Raw genomic sequence first — 21,352 nt, 5'->3', positions numbered from 1 at the left:
CATCAATCGACGCTAAGCCATGAAATAATGATAAGAGAACAGCAAGGATTAGACCAACAAAACAATGTGACTGAAAAAGTGCTATTTACTTCGCTGGTTGTTTTGTTGCATTTCGTTTTGTTGCACCTGCAAAGCAAGTAGCTGCTTTTTCGCGGATGCTGCATCTGTCATGTCATAAATCATCATACAAACGTGATCAACCTCACCCGTAGCAGACACTAACGCAGAAAATGAAATATTCTGGTACATAAAAAGCTCAGTACCGGTGATGGGACGAAAGTTTCTGAATTTAAATAAATAAGGACGCTGTTCCCATGTTACAAAAGCGCGTATACGCAGTTCGAACACGGCTTTTACTTTACGCTTAAACCATTCTTCAGAAATATAAGGAAAAAGTGAGAAAAGTGTTTTGCCTCTCACATCACTTGGCAGCATGGCGCTGTGTGCTTCCATAAAGCCATTCCACACTTTGATTTCAAAATTACTATTAAGAACGACAATGCCCACATCGACTGTTTGCAACATGTCCATCATCCAATGAAATTCAATTATCTCGTCAAGTGCGCTATTACTCATGACTTAATCCTCTAACCAATGGGCTAATTTTGAATTCAACGTTTCTAACGAATCTTCAGTGAACAATAAGATTAAATCACACTGCACGTTGTATCCTTCCAAACCATAGCTTAGTTCTATAGCGAGCGTTTTTCGCCAATTGCCTTTATTTGCTTTGATCAGATCTTCAACACTCTGATGTTGCCCTAAAACAATGGGGTGGCCTTGCCTAAATTGCATATCTAGCTGTTTGGCGAAACCAGCCAGACAGGAGCCAATAAGGATACTGGCAACATCCATCAGTATTTCTAGTTGTAATTGATCGTCAACATCTTCTTTAATATTTAGAATTTTAGCAACATCACCAAAACTAGAATCACTCAATATACAGAGTGCTTCACCGCTGATCCCATCACCAAGAAATCCTTGGCATACACCAGAAGTTTGTTCGTGTAATTCGATATCGGACAACATCATATGCAATTCGGAAACTTCAATTAAATTCACGTTGGGGATAGGTAGCTTAACAAAAACATTCATTATTCTGGCAAGATGATCACCCGCCTGTCCCATTGCGACATTAGTGACTTCTTGGTAACAATCACGCAACGCTTCATCTAGACCTTTGGTGGTAAATTCTTCGGCTAGTGCAAGCACATTATGTTTGCGCAATACGGCCGCGAGTTCGCCTGAACTAACCGGTTTTTGAATAAAATCGACTGCACCTAGTGCCAATACTCGGGCTTTTGCCTCTGGTTGAATATCACCAGACACGACGATGGTTTTAGTTAATAATTGCTGTTTTTTAATTGCTTTTAGGGTTTCGTAGCCGTCCATAACAGGCATGTTGAGATCAAGTAACAATATCTGACCTTTGCCTTCGACTAGCGCAGCTATCGCTTCTTTGCCATTTTTAGCAAAATAGATAGCCACATCCCAGTCTTGCGGCAAGCACTTAGCAACTTGCTTTCGTGCTACAAGGGAGTCATCACATATTAGGACTGAAATCATGTATGGGCCCAGCAAAAATGGCGGTTAAAAGACGAATCAAGTTATGTTGGCGTTTTCTAGCTTCTCGCCCATTATTTATAACGGCTTAGCGACAGAATTCTTTAGAATAGCCAGCAAAACGACTAACGATAACAAAGGACCATGCCCAATAAATAACAGCATCTCAAACATTGCCTAAGACTAACAGTAATCTTCTATGCAAACAAAATAGGTAACAACAATGCCGTGAATATACCATTGAGACACAAGCCTAGAGTAGCAAAAGCGCCACAGGTTTCGCTGATACTTAGCGCTTTGGACGTGCCGACAACGTGAGCCACTGAACCGAGTGCTAGCCCTTGTGCATATTCAGAATCAGTTTTGGTGAGCATAATTAACCAAGGTCCAAAGGTCGCTCCAACGATACCAGTTAATATAACAATAACCGCAGCAAGTGCTGGTGTGCCGCCAATTAGGTCAGCTGTACCCATTGCTAATGGGGTGGTGATAGACTTTACCAGTATGGTCATTTGTAGTTGCAATGGCGTGTCTAATGCATAAACAGATAACCACGCAATAGTGGGCGCTAGACTCCCACCGATCAGAATAGGCGCTAACACTCTGAATCCGAGTTGTCTTAATACCGGTAATTGATTGTAAAGAGGCACGGCTAACGCCACAGTCGCAGGCCCTAACAACAGCTCAAACAGCGTTATGCCGCGCTTGAACTCAGTCACGTCGATAGCAGCAAAATGTAAGATAAAACCAATAATAAGAGTACTGATGGTCAAGGGATGTAACAAGGGATTCTGATTTGACCAAAAATACAGCTGTCTAGTCAATAAATACACACCCAAGGTACTCAGTAAGCAGGCAGCCATAAAACCATTATCTTGTGACCAGAGTGGCGAAAATTGAGCGACAATTTGTTGCAATGCTGGTGTCACAAGTAAGCCTTATTCGTCATTGTCTTTGCCTTCATTAGTTATCGATGCAGTTTCTTTCTCTGCGGTTTTTACACCGGACAAAATACGCTGACTTAACCAAAGTGTGATACCTAAACTGACTATAGTACTCAGTAAAACTGCAATAATTAATGCAATATAGTATTGCACAAACAAGTCTCGATAAAGCAAGACAGAAATGAGTGCAGGTAACAAGAAAAGCCCCATATGAGCAAGCAGTGGACGAGCGGATTGAGTGATGGCGGTAGGCACTTTGCGCTGCGACAATAGGAAAATAAGCAGAATAAAAATACCAATGAGCGCGGGTGGTAATGGGATCAAAAAATAGTGAAAACAAAATAGGGAAATAAAATAAATACAACAAAGCACAGTGAAACCAACTATGCCACGCACCCAGTCTCGATTCATATTGGCAAGTCTACTTAATACTAAAAAGTGCTTTCTTGATGGATAGTAATAAAATAATCGGTTCCAGCTTTAGTGTAGTCAACTTTATATTCTTTATTATTTAACGTTTGAATAAACAACATAGGACGATAATCACTAAAGTTTTCTGAAGAAGAAATATCAACCTTTGCCATATCCATGCGCTTTGCATCCAGCTTATTTTCAGGGATCTTGCCATCATAGATTTCTATCTCGTTATACATAACGAGTAGTACAGGATCGCGTCTGCCGTTTACGATAAGCAAATCAAGCTTTCTCAACTTGTGTATAAGCGTATTACGGCCACTAATTAAATATGGTTTGTCAGCCATTTACAGCTCCTAACAATTTAAAAATAGGCATCTCTTGCAGAAATATAGCAAAACAAGGCTATGTATGCACGTCCAGATAACTGAGATCGTGCATATAACGAGCATATATGTCATATATCGACTTTTTTTTAAAAAGTTTTACCTCTTTAATGACAACACTACAAAAAAAATTTATACTTCACGCCGCTTTTCAGATGGCAACTTAGCTTTTTGCTAAAAAAAGGTGACTTAAAACGATTGAGTTACTTAACGGCACAAGAAAGAAAAGCAACTACACGTTTTCAAAATGTGGCCCCTTAGCTCAGTTGGTTAGAGCATACGACTCATAATCGTCAGGTCCCCTGTTCGAGTCAGGGAGGGGCCACCATTCTATAAAGACCTCCAAACGATAGTATCCACTAACTAAAAACTTAAAATTCATTAATTTATAGCGTTTTTATAGCGATGCGTTAGATAACTGGAATGATGCAAATTAACACTCTGGTGTCCCTCGAATTCTCTTGGGTTTATAATTTATAGACTTAAAGAATTATTCAGTATTACCAAAATACCTAAACTCAACATTTTATTGCACTACAAATTATCGCGGACGAATTTATTGAGTTTACTAAATTCGAAACAAGTGTTTCATAATCGTGCCATTAGATAACCAGACCATTCTTTATTGGCACGATATATAGCACTTTGCACCTAGACCATAATATTTATAACAACAAACAAAACTTTAATAATTTGGTACACAAATAGGTATAAGAAGTATTTACGCTGCATAGTTAAAACGGAACAAGTTATGTTAACTAGGAAAAAACACTCAATACCTTATTAAGCTTTATTACCATTACCTTTCATGCGGACTTTAAAAAGCCATCAATATTAAGGTGAGTCCCATGAAGCAAATCAACTACAATTACAATTACAATTACAATTACAATTACAATTACAATTACAATTACAAAAAAGTTTATTCTCTCATCCCAAAGTAAGATTCACTGAAAATAATATTTCAAACAAACTTTTATTTATTCATTTACGCTTGATAATTAAATCTAGCTTCATTACTATCAATGTCTCTTTAGCGTTTAGAGTCGGTTTACGACTTAGTCGGGCGATTAGCCAGACACAAATTTATTGAGTATATTGGATGCGTTAGGAAACTTTCTTTCGGTTCCTGCTCGCAAGCTCACTAGGATCCGAAATAAAGTTTCCTAACGCCTACTAAGTAAAGAGATAACTTGTAAGTAAGGAAAATAAATTGTTAAGGACAATATTGTGTGAGTAAGGTATTTGAAGATGCAATAATTGAGCAATTCAATAACCTTTCCCAAGAAAATTTTACCGTTTTAAATCACATAAAAAAAGTTTTTTTATGTGGTGGCATAATAGATATTAAGAACGAAACAACCCCTTCATATAGAGATCGCTTTCTTCGACATACTGCAACAAATTACCAAGAGCTCCACGACAACATAGTCTTAGCAGAAACATTCAAAGACTACTTTAAAGATAATATGTACCCTGACTTGCTTGTTTTCGAAGAAGAAATAGCAAACATCTCTTCTCTTGTAGTAATTGTATTAGAGAGTCCTGGTGCACTAGTTGAGTTTGGCATGTTTTGCAACAAACCAGAGCTATTTAAAAAGTTGCTAGTCATTGCAAATGAAGATGACATTGGAGATGAAGACTCTTTTATTTATCTCGGTCCAATACAATATATCGTAAAGAAAGATCCTAAATCAGTAGCTAGGTACAGTTGGTCTAAAACTGTTAGTAAAGAGGATTTTAAGGATCTTAATGACTTATGCGGGATAATTTCTGAGCATCAGGAAAATAGTCCAAAAACGAGCAAATTTAAAAAGAATAACTCAGCTCACATGTCTTTGTTAATAGCTGAAATAATCAAAAGTTGCTTCCCTATTTTATTTGGCGAAATCGAATATGCTTTGATGTCTATTGGCTTAGACATCTCTCAAAACAAAGTGGCACGTCATATTTATATGCTCCGAAAGCTAAATATTATAGGAATTAAGTATAACGGTAATAGTCACGGTTTTTACTATCCTTTAGACGCAGACCAAAAAGTGGTAAATTTTGGGAAATTACCGGATGGTAAAGTATTAGACTCAATGAAACTCAGAATTTCAATACTAGGTTCCCTTTCTAAAGAGGACGATTATTTATCAAATAGACGAAAGAATGTGCTGAAAACCATCCTTTTAGAGTTTAAAAAGGAACTAATATGAGTATCTATGTATTTCTATCTGATTCACTATTAATAAGTGAGAGTGATTTAGAAAAATTTTCTTCAACAGCCCCCTATAGATACAAGGTATATGATATACCTAAGAGAAACGGTAAAGGCTTTAGAACGATTGCTCACCCATCAAAAGAATTAAAGCTTATTCAGCGCCTATGTGTTCAATATTTAGAAAACAAATTATATGTAAACGACGCTGCAACAGGGTATAGAAGAGGCTTAAGTATAAAAGATAACGCAGCCGCTCATTCGAAAAATAAATACCTTTTGAAAATGGATTTTGAAGATTTCTTCCCCTCAATTAAACCACTATTATTTTTTTATATTTGCAAGCAAAGAGAAATTAAATTCACCGTAAAAGAAAAGGCTTTTTTAAGATATATTCTTTTTCGTAAAAGTCGAGGTGAGGATGTATTCAGATTAAGCATTGGAGCACCTAGCTCTCCTTTAATTTCAAATTTTGTAATGTCCACATTTGATGAAATAGTTTTAAAATATTGTATTAATAATAAAATTACCTACACAAGGTATGCTGATGACCTTGCTTTTTCAACAAATGTTAGAAATTCACTATTCGATGTTCCTAAAACAATTCAAGAAAGGTTACATGACGCAACTAGAGGAACGATAAAAGTAAACAGCTCCAAGACTGTATTTTCATCTAGAAAACATAACAGGCATATCACTGGAGTAACTTTAACAAATGATGGATTGCTGTCTTTAGGAAGAAAAAAGAAACGAGAGATTTCATCATTGGTTCATAAATTTTCTATTGGTACGTTAGAGCAAACTAAAATCTCAAATTTACAAGGGCAGTTATCTTTTGCATATCATATAGAACCAGAGTTTCTGATCCGGTTACAAAAAAAGTATGGTCAAGCAATTATTGATAAAATAAAAGGTAAAACTGATAAGTAGCTAATTATTTAGAAGAGCTTAACATTGCTTTTTGAATATAACTTTAATACTAATTTATTACCCCTTACTTAAAACAACGATTAGTAATATCTTCCACAAACTTTATTTTGTTAAATTACTCTTTTTAAATTATAAAATATAAGGTTTTGGTACAGTTATTTACAGAACTCCAAGTAAAAGCATCTCTGCCATTCTGGCATTCGACTAACTAAAGCCTAAAAAATTGATAGTGGAGTGTTTTGAGTCGGGCTAAAGCCTGTTTTCTAGCTAAAGCCTATTTTTAGGTGTTCTTGAGTTGTCAATAAGTGTTGTTTTATTACTTTTTTAGGCTTTAGCTTAATATTGGTTGAGTTTGGGCTTTAGCCTAAATGCGCTTTTAAGCCTTTTCTATTTTCCATTGGTAATGACGAGTGACAACCGCTTTACCTGCGAACCATAACCCTTTAACTTTGAGTATCAGCTCACCATCATAATAACTTTGTAAGCATTCGCCTGTTTGTTCATTAATATTCAAGTCATAATGCAATTGAATAGGTCTATTTTTTTGTTTGGTATGAATGCCGCCCATCGCGAGGGTATAAGCTTGCCAATCGCTATTGTCCGCAGCAAAACGCGCTTGCTCTAATAACGAATCTTTTTTATCCATAAACTTAGTGCGTAATCGTCTTAATTCACGCCATATCGAAACACTTGCACCACCAATTTGTTGAAACTGTCGAATACACCAACATGAAGCCCACGCATCAATACGTTGTGCTACAAGTATCGAATCATTACCAAACTTATCTTCTCCTACTCCTTCACCATCAATATTTTTAACAATGTACTTGAGAATATAGCCTGTTGCCGAGCCTTTTGTTGGGTCAATTTTTTTAAAGTCACAACGGTTTTCTGCTGCCCCTTTTTCATCACCATCAACCTCTAAGGCGTAATGGCGAATAATATCTTGTAAGGCTTGAAGCTTTTCGCCTTCAATGAAAAACAACATATGCCAATGAGGTGTTCCATCATGTTGCGGCTCAACCACACGAAAACCATAAGGGGTTATATCTTGACGTTTAAACTCTGCTCGCGCTTTTTGCCATTGATGATTTAAATACTCGTTCGCTTCATCAGGCATAAGCCCTTGCCATTTTGGATTAGTGGCTCCTGATTTTGAAAAGGCACGATGATATTTTGAAGGACACGTTATTGTAGTAAACAACGCTTCATGGCCTAAGTCTTTAGCAAGATTTTCAAAGCCTCTTGCGCGACATATAAGTTCGTCTTTTCGTACTTTGGGGTTCGATACGTTTAGGTCTGATATATCCTTTAAAGAATAGCGTTGACCTTGTTCGTTAATGATAAAGCTTGAACTGAGTAGCTCGTCATTTCGTAGTCGTTGCGCAATTCGATTTTTAGTCGTTATGTTGCTCGCGTAAACTTGTCTTTTACTGTTAACGAAATTTAATTGAATTGCCGCTTTTTCGTTTACTTGAGTAATAAGTTTGCGAAATTTTCGTAACCACCAACGATTATCTGAATACCGCTTTAGGCACCCTGAAATTTGTATGGTTTTGTTTAATTCAATTGGGTTTATTTTATATGATTCGACGTAACGTGATAAAAACGTGTATACGGTTTTTTGCTCTGCTGTAGCGAACTCGCTATCCTTTTCGCTCATGGCATAGCGAACAAAGGGTGAAATTCCGTTAACGGATTTACTCTGGTGGACATGAATGAAGGCAGTTTTTTTCGGATCAATGACAATTTGTCGGCAGTAATTCGCGCAAGCTTTCGCTTTGACGTTAATATCATCATCAAAACAAAAGAACATATGCGCCAATTTTTTGGGCAAAAAACTAGCGAGCTTTGCTGAGGTATCCAAAATATGTCTATTACGGTCATAGTTTGTCGATTTATTAAAAGCCTCTGTTAAAATAGTACTTTTAATAAGGTTAGAAAAATGCGTTAGCTTATTCGTAATAAACTGAGCATCCGCTCTATCCACTTGTGCTAAGTAAGGCGCTAAAAAAGTATCGTTATCATTAATGGCCTTTACAATTAATTTTTCCTTGAAAATACTCATGTGCTTACGGAACACGCCATCATTGACACGTAAGCTTGACCCGGTTCGGTCAAAAAGTAGTGCTCGTGCTTTATGCCAAAAGGATAAACCAATTCACTTGTTACAAGGTTTTCGTTAACGAGCTTGTTCAAGGTGCGTATATCAAACTTGAAAGGCTCACCATTATCATTAACGTAAGTATTAAGGCCATTTACTTTTCGATAGGAATAACCCGCCTCGCGACAAATCTCAAAGTGGGTTTCAGTCCATGACAACCAAATTAATAAACGCACTTGCTCTTTAGTTAACTTAGACATGTTCACCCCCTAGAGGGTTTTGACCTAAATGCTCTAAGCGACAAAAGCTATTTAACCAATTATCCAAATCATCCTTTAAGTAACGCACAGCACGACCAATTTTAATAAATGGTGGCGCAGGAGTTCTGGTTTCGCGGTTTCCTTCCATACGTGATTGACGTAAGAAAGAACGACTCATACCGATATATTCGGCTGTTTCTATTTCAGATAGTGCACGTTTGTTTTGTGTAGTGGGCATGATTGCCTCCATGTACGTTTAAGTTCATGGAGGACTTTAAGTGGTTGGGTTAGTCCTAGGACTCCTTTGAGGAGTCCTAGGACTAATTAATTTATTTTCAGCTTATTAATTAGATTATAAAAACTTTTATTTTTTATTGTTTTTATCTCTGAATTATCATCGAACCAATAAAGTGTGTCTAAGTCAATTTCATCGATTATTTCATCAATGTCTAGAATTCTAGGCTCTTTGTTCAAATCATCTTTTAACTTCTCCCAAACATTCGCAGGCTTATCGGCTGGAAAATGCTTGAGTAGCTTTGTTAACAAAACATCAATTGGTCGATTGCTTGTATTTGTAATCCTTGCTAAATGCTCATGATCTTCCAGTGTGGCTGGAGAATTATCTGACAAATAAGTTCGCGCTTTAATTAATTCATCTGAAATAATGCAAACATCATCAAATGTAAATGATTGCCAATTATCAAAAAGCTCCTTTGTAATCGGTTTATCAGGTTCATAAAAAGATAAAGGTTCTAATGATATTTTATTATCAGGAAATTCATCTATCATTTTATAAAATTGCTTTAACAAGCTTTTTCTTTCTTCAGGATAGAAGCAAAAAGGAATTTTATCGAATTGTATTTTATCAAAAGGTGCCGAGTACCATTCTTTCAATACTTTATTGGGTAGCGCAACGCTAAAGGGATTATCAAAAGAACATTGTGTGACTTTACCTTTTTGTAAAATAGTTGATTGAGTTAGGCTCACTTTGTTTGTTTCGAATACTTTAGTTTGTTGATATCTTTTCATTGAAATCAAGCCAGAATAGTTAGCTTTACCAAAAGCACAGAATTTACCTTCTTGATAACCACCAAGAACTATTTTTGTTGTTTTACAATAAAGACAAAACGAGATATCCGTTTCTGAATTTAAATATTTAACGTCTTCATGAGTTATGCCAAAAGCATCCTTTAATTCAGACAATCTATAATACTTTTTCAAACTTACTTCCTATTATTTCTAACCAATCAAATTAACTGCTGCTGCTTTAAGCTCTAGCGCTAAGTGAGCATATCGCAATGTCATTTTTAAATCACTATGCCCAATTGCTGGCAGCAAGCTTTGAGCGCTCAGTTGTCATTGGAGATATTTGGTTTCTGGTAGGGCTATGCTCTATAGCGGGCATTAACGCCCAAATAACAAGCAAAAAATAGTTGATTAAAATAAGCGACGAAGGAGCAAAAACCAACTGTTTTTTGTCCTTGTTAATTTGCTTATAGTTCGACCAAGCCACCTAATTGACTAAAGTAACTTACTATTAGATTAGGTGGAACATGCTTCTGTTGGTTACGAATATTTAATTTCAAACATTCAATGTTTTTAACAAGACGTTCGAGCCAACAGAGCAACTCATTTCAAAACGCATACTCAGGGATTGCCTACCACGACTATCTATAAGACCTGCGAGAAATGAGATTTAAGCACATTCCACTATTAACTTTACGCTTAGGAGCTTCAAAATGAAAGCATATAACGTTGATGATTTCGCTGTGTTGATTGGCATTGATTGGGCCGATAAGAAACATGATGTCTGTGAACACGTTCTCGACTCACAAAAGTACCACTATTCTATTATTAAGAGCAAACCTGAAGCATTGCATGACTGGGCAATGAGCCTTAAACAGCGTTACCCGAGCCAAAAAATTGCCGTGGCTTGCGAACTCAAAAAAGGTCCCCTCATTTATGCTTTATCCAAATATACCCATCTCACATTATTTACCATCAATCCTTCATCCGTAGCTAATTACCGTAAAGTCTTTACGCCAAGTAATGCGAAAGATGACCCCTCTGATGCACTATTACAAGTCGAAATACTCACACTGCATATGGAAAAACTATGTATTATTGAGCCTGAGTCAGCTGCTATGCGATCACTTGCACAGTTAGTTGAATACCGTCGAAGTTTAGTTCAAGATAGCGTAAATTTATCAAATAAGATAACCGCCACCTTAAAGAATTATTATCCTCAAGCCCTTGAATGGTTTAAAGAAAAAGACACCTTTATCTTCTGTGACTTTATCAGTAAATGGTCTTCACTTACCAAGGTTAAAAGAGCAAAAAAACAAACACTCTTAGACTTTTTTAACAGTCATAATTCACATTATGCGCATGTAAATGACGCGCGGATTTTAAGCATCAAAAGTGCGATGCCATTAACTGAAGATATCGGGGTTATAGAACCAAACCAATTAGTAGTTGAAGTGCTAATCGCACAATTTAGAATTTTACTAAAAGGGATTGAGTCGTTAGATAAAACTATAAAACTGGCCTATAAGTCACATGATGACAAAGTGATTTTCGATAGTTTCCCTGGTGCAGGTCCACAACTTGCGCCACGTTTATTAGTCGCTTTCGGCAGTAATAGAGACCGTTATAATGATGCCTCTGAGCTACAAAAATACGCAGGGATTGCGCCAGTCATTGAACGAAGTGGTAAGAAAATGTGGACACACTGGCGTTATAGTTGCCCTACCTTTTTAAGGCAGACCTTTGTTGAATGGGCTGGTTTTTCGATACGTTATTCATTTTGGGCAAAGGCTTATTATGACCAACAAAAAAGCAAAGGAAAACCGCATAACAGTATAATCAGATCACTGGCTTTCAAGTGGATTCGGATCGTATTTAGGTGTTGGAAAACGATCACGCCGTATAATGAATCGAAATACTTAGAAGCCTTAAAACGAAGAGGTTCGCCGCTATTAACATTTGCAGTTAATAGCTAAATGATACTTGTTGTCCACCTCAGGGCGTGTTGTTAGGCGACAATTAGCTACAAACTTTATTCACTCGCCCTAACAACTCTAGCCTCCAACATTTTATTAGTACCCACACCTGTTAACTCCCACTTAGATATTGTATCTTCGTTATTAACAGTGATTAAATTTAATGCTACAAACTGAATACGAATAGTAAATAACACCTGCGTATCGACCAACAGGCTATCGATTTTATAATTGTTCGTATCGATGCCACTATAATGAGAGGCTATAAACTCATTAACTGAGGTTTCATATGGCCGATCAACTAAGAATGGTGAAATAGTGCCAAAAAGTTCTTCCCAAGTAGTTTCTTTAGACCAAGTGGAATATCGAGTATCGTTGTGAAAACTTTTGGCATCAATACTATAATCGCCTTTTAGTATTATTTTGCTATCGAAATTTGCTAACTCAGTTTCAGGTATGATTGTTGTGGGTGCATTACTTTCAGTTAATTGCGTTTTTAAACTATTATTCTCTTTTCTCAATTCATTTATTTCAGCTAATAATTCAGGCGAAGCCGAAGAATCAGCTCGTAGCCAGCCTATAGCAGGAAACATTTTCATGGTTTTGTTTAGACTAAGAGAAACTTCACCAGGCAACTGTGCTGGATTATCCCAAAAACGAATTAATCGACCGTCGCTTACTTTATCTCGAAAATCTTGTAGTTTTTGATAATTACTTTCTTCAGTTTCTGATTTCGACCTTGGTAATTCATCTGGTGCTTTATGCAATAAAGCTATTACTTTTATACCTTTACTAACAGCGTAATCAAATTCTTTTTCTGTATAGCTGAGCCCATCATCAGCTGTTGAACCATAACGGCCACCGATTATTAACAAGTAATAATCGCAGTCATCAATGATTCTCTTGATAAATTCCCACTGTTCTTCATCTGCTGCTGGAAATAATTCCATTCCCGCAGGAATGCAATCCATTTCCATCAAAGTTTGCAAGACACTCTGCCTTTCTTCTCGAAGATCAATATACGTAGAACTAACAAAAACCTGATAACGCTTATCCATAAACTTCCTATTTGTTTTAACAAACTCAAATCGATAACAACATTGCGACCATGTCGCCTTACGCCCAAATAACAGGCTAAAAATAGTGGGCTAAAATGGAGCGGATCTAACAGCCCGCTGTTTTTAGTCTTTGTTGATTTGCTTGTTATGTGTGTATTAGAAAAACATTGGGGACGGTGTCTCGTCCCCTTTGCCCACTACCTAAAGAAGTAAAATAAAAGCTAAACGAATAGCCCATTTTACGACTTCAGGGTGTATTCTGACGGTCAGTTCAATTGTCATGAATAATCCCCAAGTGCAGATCCAAAGTATCGATAAAAAACGGTAAAACCGCCTAGTACCATGACGTTCCAGCACACTATGCCTGGTCGATGGGATGTTAGATGCCACCTAACAGAGCCACTTTTGCCTACTTTTATACTTGATGAGTCAGAAATCCTTTACGCTACCTCGCACACATAACGCTTATTAGTGCGACCTTACAAGCTATACTTACCTGGCAAGGTAGGAGAAAGCTATGTATCCACGCACCAGTAAATATCAAAAAAATTATCTAAATCATACACTAGTGAAGTGAAAACGGAATCACATTTGGAGCAGAATGTTGACCATCAGCCAGTTTGGGAAATTCCAAAGCTCAGGCGAGTGATTGAGATAACAGATTTTGACAGCGGTGGGCCTATTGTTCACAAACTCGAACTATACAAAACGGATCGTATAGATTGCTACGATGTTAATGTGGATGGTGCAATTTGGAAAAATCGAATTGGATGAAGCCAAATTTTAGCTGGTATTAGAAAAGCAATGCCACGAAGAGTAAAAGAATGAATGTATATTGTTTCCAATGGCTAAAGATATGGGTTCCAGATGAATGTCTCCGATCTGCTAACAGTGTCACTGACCAACAGCAGGTATTGGCACAAACCCGGCCAAAATCGGGGTTAATTCAGTTGTGTGAGTTTTCAAACATTAATTTACAGTTTCAAACTTAACCTCGGTGAAAAGTATGACTTATAGCTCTACGTCTTATTATACAAGCCTAAGAGAGTCAATAATGTTAATTCATAATTTTGTTATTTTCATCGATTTCAATTTTAATCCATTACTGGTTTGGATAACTTAATTATTAGCTCACCATTTACTTCAGCGATATCTTGTATTTCCTGAAAATTCCAATCATCTCCAGAAACAATATCAGCATCAAAGGGAACGGTAGTATTAATGTTCTTAAGTCGTTCCAATAGCCCCTTGACTGACGAATACTTGCCTTGAACTTCAGTCCCCTGAATAAATGTTCTAGGTACCGCTTATCTATACCTTAGGCCGATAGTTTGTTTTTTTAATGAGGCAATACGACTGGTCAAGGATATTGTCGCTTAATATTATATGCCATTACCACCAAACTCTAGCATAAATTGCTAAAGAAAATAAAACATAACCTACACCCGAAAGACCCCAAAAGAATTTAGGAAAATTTAAAGTTTTAATACTTACAAAGGCTGATAAAGCGATTAAGGCTAAGCCAATAAATAAACTAGGATTCGGGAAAGCATCATAACCGTGACCTACTTCTAAAGAAGGTATTGGCGGAATAGCTAAAGCTAATGCAAAAAACACCAAAATAACGATTAATAATTGATAAAGAGCAGGTTTCACAAATCATCCTTGAAAGGCATATAACACTTATTATCGAGCATTTCGTATATGTGATTACCCGATTTGATTTTAATCGCCTTGAGTTTTAGCCCTTACCTTCTGATTTAATTGAGTGTTTTTACTCTGTTCATCACAAATTCACTTCGTTCACAAAAAGTAAAAGAAGAGCTGACTTTAACGCGACTTTTGTCCTCCCCACTAAATAGGATGTGAAGAATATTTTCAATAATTAGATTAATGGCTTACAAATTTTCAGCAAAGCAAAGTGAGACCTAAAAGCGCCAATTGACTGAAGAGCCCTGGACAGTCTCCTTCGAGCGATCAAGAGACGTTTATGTTTTCAGATTGAAATGACTTTAGATACAATATTGGGTATTTGTAAGGCAGGGGGCTTCAACCTGTTTGATTTGATTATTGATTGCCTGTAATATCCTGAAAATAACTCAAAATGTACAGGACGTTTTTATGAGAGCTGGATTATTGATAGTTTTGTTGTCTGTCAGTATGACTTATATAGCCAACGCTACACTCGTTTCATCTTCCGAACCTATCATTCCTTTTGTGGATCGGAATGTTCTCAGTTTTTCCGAAAATCAATACTCATACGAGAACGGAAACGGCAATATAATTAACGGTAAATCGATTCTCGTAAGTGGTATGGATATAGAATGGTTACCGTTGAACTTCACCACAAATCATTCATTTAGTGAAATACTGGAATTAACACAGCTAGGACAAAAATTCAATGGATGGAGATTAGCTTCATCCGCTGATATCATTGATCTGACTACTATTTTTATGGGCGGTCCAGTAGATTTTAATATGGAATTTAGCGACCCAAATGATACTTTCCAAATACCTGAGTGGGAGGGCGCGGTGGATGCGTTATACCCATATTTTAGAGATACATTCGGTATCTATGTTATTGAAGAAAATCCTGATTTGTATGAAAGATTGGGCATAAGTGAAGGATATTGGAATGTTGGTGGACATTTCAATGATGACCAAAATTTAACAGGATTTAGCAATAACGATGATGCACCAACCTTTTTTGTTAGTCAGGTTTCAACAGCCCGTGGAAACGGTGCTATAGACCGCACCGGCATGGGAGACTACATTTCAGCGGGTACATTTGGTGGTAGACAACAAAAATATCCAACATTTGGTTCGTTTCTCGTTAAAGATAGCGTGCATGTTGACGAACCCACTACGCTTTTTTTATTTATTATGTTTCTTGTTTTTGCTGTTAGCCAGCAACACTTAAAATGTAAGAGATCAATTACAAAGTATTAGAAAAGGGATTTTAATGAAACTATTTACAGCATTCATTATACTAATAACATCAAGTTTTTATCTAATACGGGTTTAATTGCCCCAGCGGATGGGGCGTTAGACACTGAAAATAATATTGAATGGATGGATTTTACACGAACTACTGGCTTATTGTTAATTTGCAGGTAAAACTGAACCACGGAGGATGCGGCCAATTTCTTGGACTGATTTATACCGAATAACCTAAACTCAAACGATACTCTATTGGGCTTTTCGCTCCAAGTGATATCTTAATGCGTTTCAGATTATACCATTTTATATAATTGTCGATTTCCGCCATTAAATGCTCGAGTGTTGGATTGCCCCAATCCCTGGGATAAAAAATTCAGTCTTAAGGCGACCAAAAAAGCTTCACAAGCAGCATTGTCAGGTGAATAGCCTCTGCGAGACATAGAGCGAGGCAAGCGGGCGTTATCTATGCTTTCTAACCAACCTGGCCAGAGATAGTGTCCTCCCCGATCAGAGTGCACAATGGGTTGTTCCGAAGGGCCTAATGTAAAATTGAACTTCCCAGATTTTGCTAGACACTTTTAACAGTTACAATGTAACTTACAGTAGAGGTGTTTATGAGCAAAGGTAAAAGATATACCGAAGAGTTTAAGATTGAAGCCGTCAAGCAGGTGACTGATCGCGGATATTCGGTGAATGAAGTCGCTGAGCGACTCGGAATAACGACTAAATCATTATACAACTGGCGTAGTCAATTAAGCGGCAAGAAGGAAGTGCGCCAATCATCTGATAACTCGGTTCGGATAGCGAAGTTAGAAGCTGAATTAAAGCGTGTTACGGAGGAAAGGGACATATTAAAAAAAGCCGCAAGGTACTTTGCGAGCAACCCAGAGTAAAGTACGCCTTTATTCGCGAAAACCAGCAAACGTTTTCTGTGTCAGCAATGTGCCGAGTGCTTAAAATTAATCGTAGTGGATTTTATACCTGGTTGAAAAAGCCGTTGAGTAATCGTGCTATAGAAGACAATCGTTTACTTGAGAGTATTAATGAATTTTACGAAGCCAGTGGCGGAACGTACGGTAGTCCTTGGATACACCAAGACTTACGTGAGGCTGGCGAAATATGTAGTGTCAATCGTGTCGCTAAAATTATGCGGCAAAACAACTTGGTAGCGCAGATAGGTTACAAGCGAAAATATGTGAAGGACAGCAAGCTTTCAAATGTTGCGGATAACGTTTTAGACCGTAACTTTGCACCTGATGCCCCTAATATTGCGTGGGTGAGTGATATCACGTATATCCGCACTTATGAGGGATTTTTGTATTTGGCAATCGTTATAGATTTATTTTCTCGCCGCGTTGTTGGTTGGTCAATGGACAAAAATATGGATAAACGATTGGTGATTAACGCGTTACTGATGGCGGTTTATCAACGGCGGCCAAGCCAATCAGTGCTAGTACACACTGATCAAGGTAGTCAGTATGGTAGCGCCGACTACTTAGCATTCATGAACGAACAAAACCTTATACCCTCAATGAGCAGACGTGGCAATTGTCATGATAATGCGGTAGCCGAGAGCTTTTTTGGGACACTTAAAAAGCGTGTGTTAAGAAACAAGATATTTTCAATGAGGGACGAAGCGAAGACTGAGATATTTAATTTTATCGAAATGTTTTACAATCCAAAAAAGCGTCATTCGCACACATGCGTTGTATCACCTACTAAATTCGAAGAAGCGTATTTTTTGGAACAACAAACTGTCTAGTGAAGTCTGGGAAGTTCAAACCTGTGAATAGCTCCATTTTGGCTTAATAAGAAAGTGCTCCAATAATTGATTCTCTTGAAGTTACCTGACACATTTTTTTGTAAACTGAATAAGTCCCCTCATCTACTTCAACCTCACTACTTGCCAGATCGGTACAAAAATCAGGAAATTCGCTTTCCATCAATGCTTCTGCGGTTTGACTTTTAAGTCCATAATCAATTAAATTTCTGATTTAAATTAAGTTTTTAATTGAATCTTCGTCTGAAACCTTTTTTATGACATTTAATTGGCGAAGATTGCACTTTAAGTCACTTGTATTTACATAATCACAACTGCCTCATAATGCTGAATTCTGGTTTGAAGTACTATTTAGCCAATTAAAGTTCTCATCAGAAGCAAAAGTACTAGTACTAAAAATTACCATTAACAATGCTGTTAAATTTCTCATTCGTCTTCCTTGTTTTGATACCTCGTTATTCTAAATATCTACACAGTCTATTTTTAGCTTATAGTTAATAAGTTAAGATAAACTGCAATAAGAAAAAGTCAAAATCACTATGCTAATTCAAATCAACCGCGGTTATAGTCATCAAGATAACGTTATATTCAGGTTATAACGAATAGTTCTTATGGACTATTCATAGTCCAATATTGCTGTGTTTCAATAAAATGATAACGTTCATTGAAAAATAAGATGCTATCCATGATAAAACTACGCAAAATTGTTGACCTATCGTTAAAGTTAAACTCTGACACGCCAATTTACCCCGGCGACCCTAAACCGAACATAAGTATTGCCACCACCATAGAAAACGACGGTTATAACCTTTTTAATTTACACTTAGGGAGTCAAACTGGATCTCATATTGATGCGCCTTATCACTTTGATAACCAAGGTACAACGGTGGATAGTATCGATCTAACATTATGTTTTGGGACGGGCTTTGTCATTGATGTATCTCACAAAACTAGTAACGAAGAGATAACACTTGAAGACATTCTTCCACATGCCAATAAAATAGATAACTGTAATATGGTTTTATTTAAAACGTGCTGGGATAAAAAAAAGGGAACCAAAGAATTTTTTGAACATCCATATCTATCAAAGACGGGCGCTGAATACTTATTAAGTAAAGGTATCAAAACTCTTGCTATAGACACCATTAATTTGGATAAAACGGGAGGTAGCTCTTTCCCAGTTCATGAACTCTATGCGAAAGCGAATGGGATCATTGCAGAAAATTTAGCTAACTTTTCAGACATCACTTTTGAAAACCCTGTCATTTCTATTTTGCCATTAAATTTAGAGGGCTGTGATGGCTCCCCTGTTCGTGCTGTCGCGATACAACTCAGTGAATAGATAGTCATTATTGTATCTGAGTATAGTACTTAGGGACTATACCAAATGGAATGTAGATGCTGTTCTATACGTAAGGTCAAAACAGAGTTTTGAACTAATACAATAAAAAAAAACTTAAATTTTGTTTATTTAACACTGAGGATCATTTTAATGAAATCATTTCCGCTTAACCCAATATCTCTGGGTCTTGTTGCCGCAAGCCTTTCATTTTCGGCATCTTCAGTAGAAGAAACAAGCTCAACAACCGTTGAGAATAACCTTGTACTTGAAACAATAATAGTAACCGCTCAAAAGAAAGTACAAAACATTCAAACCGTTCCCGTTAGTGTTATTGCATTGGGTCGTGACGATTTGAGTAATATGAAAATGCGAAATACCCAAGAAATCGTATCTCAAGCTCCAAACGTCCAGATGTTAGGCAGCAATGGCGATGCACAATTGGTATTAGGCATGCGTGGTGTAACACAATCTGACTATAGCCCTAATGGTAGCGGTGCGGTTGCCTTATATGTTGATGAAGTTTATATGGGTGCAACACCTCTCGCTGCAGGAGTTCAACTTTTTGATATAGAGCGTATCGAGATGTTGCTGGGTCCTCAAGGGACACTTTATGGCAAGAACACGACCGGTGGTGCGGTAAACATTATGACCACTAAACCTCAAATGGACGGCATCAGTGGATATATTGATGTAGGTTTAGGGAATTTTGGGTTCCAAACTGTCACTGGTGCGATTGATACAGAAATATCTGACAATTGGGGAGCTAGGTTTGCATTCACGTCAAGTGAAAACGATGGTTTTGTCGACAATAAGCTGCCAGATACTGAAAATCCAAGTCAAATAAACGAAAGTGCGATCCGTTTCTCATTAGCCTACCAAACAGACGGACTAGACGCGATTTTTAGGCTCCACAATAGTAGTAGTAGAGCAAATCACTCAAGTATCTTATTACTTGAAGCTGATGAGGGTGTCGAAAATGGCGGTATAGGCATAGGAAATACGGGATATGGTCGAAAAGATATAGGCTTTCATGACACTGAATCTAATCGAGTTGAAGAAAAAGAATTCGATCTTACTGGTGCAAATTTGACCATCAATTATGGTATTGACGACTTCACCATTACTTCTATCACCTCCTATGATGACGGCGAATATTTTGTTCCTGAAGACCCTGATGGTAGTCCATATCATTTACTTGAAGATGACTTTTATGCTCGAACTAATCAATTCACTCAAGACTTAAGATTATCAACTGATTTTCCTGGCCCATTCGATTTTATTGCTGGTTTGTATTATAGCGAAGATACAACTGACGGAGCTACTCGCTATCGTTGGTTAGCGGATTTTGGTGATGGTACACAACCGTTAGCTAATAATTGTGAAGATACCTTCTTTTTTGGCTGTTATTACTCAAATAGTTATGAACAAACGAGAACAACTGAAGCGGCCTATATTCATAGTACTTACCAATTAACGGACAGTGTATCTCTTACCCTAGGTATCCGACATACACGTGATAGTATTGAAGTTGATGATTACAGCTCATGGTATGGTGAAGCCGAAAATAGTTTCGAGCAAACTGTCGATGGCCCTTTACTTGGTAGCTTGGGGTTAGATGATCGAAATGAAAAAATTAATGATTCTAATACATCGGGTAAAATTGGCGTAGATTGGACTGTCGATGAAGATCTAATGATATATGGTTCATACAGCACCGGATATCGCGGCAGTGCATTCAATGGTTTTGCTTTTGCACCAGAAGAGTTTACTTCTGTGAAACCTGAAGAATTATTAGCTTGGGAGTTTGGTTTTAAATCAACACTTCAAAATGGACAGACACGATTAAATGCTGCAGTCTTTAACTATACTTATGAAAACCAACAATTTCTTATTTTTGACGCAGGATTACAATCTTTACTCAATGCGGGTGAGTCTGAAATAAAAGGCATGGAACTACAGCTAACGACTCAGGCGACAGAAAAGCTTTCCATTAATGCGGGTATTGGTTTATTAGATGCGAAATATATAGAGCTGAATTATGCGGGGGCTGACTTATCTGGTAATACATTACCGTCGGCACCTAAAGTAAATATAAATATGATGCTCAATTATGATCTATGGCAAAGTGATTCGCTCTGGGTACAACTGCACTACGATGCTAATTATGTCTCAACACAATATTTTGAACCATTCAATGATGATCGTTTAGACCAACCTGGATATACTATCCATAATGCGCGTGTAAATTTTTCGTTTGACGATGAAAATCAAAAAGTAAGTATTTACGTTAAAAACTTAACAGACGAAGAGTATGCAACTTATTCTGTAGACTTAACTGCTGACTGGAATGGCTTATTTTTCTTTCGTGGCGCGCCAAGAACATTTGGTATTGATTATAAGTACTCATTTTAAAGTTTAAGAAAAGG

20 protein-coding genes, 1 tRNA gene and 1 pseudogene are annotated in these 21,352 nt (G+C 37.2%); 9 read left to right on the top strand and 13 right to left on the bottom strand.

All coding sequences use genetic code 11. The features are described 5' to 3' along the window. Positions 1 to 81: 81 nt before the first annotated feature. From CXF81_RS10790 to CXF81_RS10770, 5 genes are all read right to left on the bottom strand, one after another. Positions 82 to 576 (bottom strand): hypothetical protein, encoded by a 495-nt coding sequence (locus CXF81_RS10790; RefSeq protein WP_101181366.1) that lies wholly within the window; start codon positions 574 to 576, stop codon positions 82 to 84. Positions 577 to 579: 3 nt separating this feature from the next. Continuing rightward, complete coding sequence (locus CXF81_RS10785; protein WP_101181365.1) at positions 580 to 1,566, bottom strand: response regulator; 987 nt, start codon at positions 1,564 to 1,566, stop codon at positions 580 to 582. A gap of 194 nt (positions 1,567 to 1,760) precedes the next feature. After that, positions 1,761 to 2,492, bottom strand: coding sequence for an LrgB family protein (locus tag CXF81_RS10780; protein ID WP_101181364.1), 732 nt, complete (start codon positions 2,490 to 2,492; stop codon positions 1,761 to 1,763). Positions 2,493 to 2,501: 9 nt separating this feature from the next. Beyond that, on the bottom strand, positions 2,502 to 2,918 hold the full coding sequence (locus tag CXF81_RS10775) for a CidA/LrgA family protein (RefSeq protein ID WP_101181363.1): 417 nt from the start codon (positions 2,916 to 2,918) through the stop codon (positions 2,502 to 2,504). 20 nt (positions 2,919 to 2,938) lie between these two features. Then, entirely contained in the window at positions 2,939 to 3,268 is a 330-nt protein-coding gene (locus CXF81_RS10770; RefSeq protein ID WP_101181362.1) for a hypothetical protein, read from the bottom strand. 290 nt (positions 3,269 to 3,558) lie between these two features. On the opposite strand from CXF81_RS10770, the gene CXF81_RS10765 reads away from it, so the two are divergent. From CXF81_RS10765 to CXF81_RS10755, 3 genes are all read left to right on the top strand, one after another. Next, positions 3,559 to 3,635, top strand: a tRNA-Ile gene (locus tag CXF81_RS10765). A gap of 904 nt (positions 3,636 to 4,539) precedes the next feature. Further along, positions 4,540 to 5,508 (top strand): retron St85 family effector protein, encoded by a 969-nt coding sequence (locus tag CXF81_RS10760; RefSeq protein ID WP_101181361.1) that lies wholly within the window; start codon positions 4,540 to 4,542, stop codon positions 5,506 to 5,508. Next, complete coding sequence (locus CXF81_RS10755; protein WP_101181360.1) at positions 5,505 to 6,440, top strand: retron St85 family RNA-directed DNA polymerase; 936 nt, start codon at positions 5,505 to 5,507, stop codon at positions 6,438 to 6,440. The genes CXF81_RS10760 and CXF81_RS10755 overlap by 4 nt, the downstream gene beginning before the upstream one ends. Before the next feature lie 376 nt (positions 6,441 to 6,816). Here CXF81_RS10755 and CXF81_RS10750 read toward each other — a convergent pair whose 3' ends face one another. From CXF81_RS10750 to CXF81_RS10735, 4 genes are all read right to left on the bottom strand, one after another. Continuing rightward, positions 6,817 to 8,508: a replication endonuclease gene (locus CXF81_RS10750; RefSeq protein ID WP_101181359.1), complete on the bottom strand. Its 1,692-nt coding sequence runs from the start codon at positions 8,506 to 8,508 to the stop codon at positions 6,817 to 6,819. Then, complete coding sequence (locus CXF81_RS10745; RefSeq protein ID WP_101181358.1) at positions 8,505 to 8,804, bottom strand: hypothetical protein; 300 nt, start codon at positions 8,802 to 8,804, stop codon at positions 8,505 to 8,507. Before CXF81_RS10745 ends, CXF81_RS10750 begins: the two co-directional genes overlap by 4 nt. Next, on the bottom strand, positions 8,797 to 9,042 hold the full coding sequence (locus tag CXF81_RS10740) for an AlpA family transcriptional regulator (RefSeq protein ID WP_101181357.1): 246 nt from the start codon (positions 9,040 to 9,042) through the stop codon (positions 8,797 to 8,799). The genes CXF81_RS10745 and CXF81_RS10740 overlap by 8 nt, the downstream gene beginning before the upstream one ends. 86 nt (positions 9,043 to 9,128) lie before the next feature. Further along, positions 9,129 to 10,025, bottom strand: a complete 897-nt coding sequence (locus CXF81_RS10735) for a hypothetical protein (RefSeq protein ID WP_101181356.1) — start codon at positions 10,023 to 10,025, stop codon at positions 9,129 to 9,131. 518 nt (positions 10,026 to 10,543) lie between these two features. Here CXF81_RS10735 and CXF81_RS10730 point away from each other — a divergent pair. Beyond that, the gene (locus CXF81_RS10730; RefSeq protein WP_101181355.1) at positions 10,544 to 11,806 is read left to right on the top strand and encodes an IS110 family transposase; all 1,263 of its coding nucleotides are present in this window, start codon (positions 10,544 to 10,546) and stop codon (positions 11,804 to 11,806) included. Between the two features lie 56 nt (positions 11,807 to 11,862). Here CXF81_RS10730 and CXF81_RS10725 read toward each other — a convergent pair whose 3' ends face one another. Further along, positions 11,863 to 12,864 (bottom strand): DUF4062 domain-containing protein, encoded by a 1,002-nt coding sequence (locus tag CXF81_RS10725; protein WP_101181354.1) that lies wholly within the window; start codon positions 12,862 to 12,864, stop codon positions 11,863 to 11,865. A 591-nt stretch (positions 12,865 to 13,455) separates the two neighbouring features. Between CXF81_RS10725 and CXF81_RS10720 the strand changes: the two genes are divergently transcribed. Next, positions 13,456 to 13,638, top strand: coding sequence for a hypothetical protein (locus CXF81_RS10720; RefSeq protein ID WP_232771888.1), 183 nt, complete (start codon positions 13,456 to 13,458; stop codon positions 13,636 to 13,638). A gap of 320 nt (positions 13,639 to 13,958) precedes the next feature. On the opposite strand, the gene CXF81_RS19890 is transcribed toward CXF81_RS10720, so the two are convergent. Together CXF81_RS19890 and CXF81_RS10715 are read right to left on the bottom strand one after the other, a co-directional pair. Then, positions 13,959 to 14,105, bottom strand: coding sequence for a hypothetical protein (locus CXF81_RS19890; RefSeq protein WP_157825551.1), 147 nt, complete (start codon positions 14,103 to 14,105; stop codon positions 13,959 to 13,961). A gap of 151 nt (positions 14,106 to 14,256) precedes the next feature. Next, positions 14,257 to 14,520, bottom strand: a complete 264-nt coding sequence (locus CXF81_RS10715) for a hypothetical protein (protein ID WP_101181353.1) — start codon at positions 14,518 to 14,520, stop codon at positions 14,257 to 14,259. A gap of 465 nt (positions 14,521 to 14,985) precedes the next feature. On the opposite strand from CXF81_RS10715, the gene CXF81_RS10710 reads away from it, so the two are divergent. Beyond that, complete coding sequence (locus CXF81_RS10710) at positions 14,986 to 15,813, top strand: hypothetical protein (RefSeq protein WP_101181352.1); 828 nt, start codon at positions 14,986 to 14,988, stop codon at positions 15,811 to 15,813. Between the two features lie 208 nt (positions 15,814 to 16,021). Here the strand turns inward: CXF81_RS10710 and CXF81_RS20315 are convergent. After that, positions 16,022 to 16,334 (bottom strand): annotated as a pseudogene (locus tag CXF81_RS20315) (transposase); the annotation flags it as partial. An 84-nt stretch (positions 16,335 to 16,418) separates the two neighbouring features. On the opposite strand from CXF81_RS20315, the gene CXF81_RS10700 reads away from it, so the two are divergent. From CXF81_RS10700 to CXF81_RS10690, 3 genes are all read left to right on the top strand, one after another. Continuing rightward, a protein-coding gene (locus CXF81_RS10700; protein ID WP_101181350.1) for an IS3 family transposase occupies positions 16,419 to 17,566 on the top strand; the annotation gives its coding sequence in 2 pieces (ribosomal slippage) (positions 16,419 to 16,665 and positions 16,665 to 17,566; 1,149 coding nt in all). A 703-nt stretch (positions 17,567 to 18,269) separates the two neighbouring features. After that, positions 18,270 to 18,926 carry a cyclase family protein gene (locus tag CXF81_RS10695; RefSeq protein ID WP_101181349.1) on the top strand — a complete coding sequence of 219 codons (657 nt, stop codon included), beginning with the start codon at positions 18,270 to 18,272 and terminating at the stop codon, positions 18,924 to 18,926. 150 nt (positions 18,927 to 19,076) lie between these two features. Further along, positions 19,077 to 21,338: a TonB-dependent receptor gene (locus CXF81_RS10690; protein WP_101181348.1), complete on the top strand. Its 2,262-nt coding sequence runs from the start codon at positions 19,077 to 19,079 to the stop codon at positions 21,336 to 21,338. The last annotated feature ends 14 nt before the right edge of the window (positions 21,339 to 21,352 follow it).

Source organism: Glaciecola sp. 33A, from assembly GCF_002836745.1.
Classification (GTDB): Bacteria; Pseudomonadota; Gammaproteobacteria; order Enterobacterales; family Alteromonadaceae; genus Glaciecola.
The sequence above is the reverse complement of the archived record's forward strand: the minus strand, read 5'-3'. Positions and strand labels throughout refer to the sequence as shown.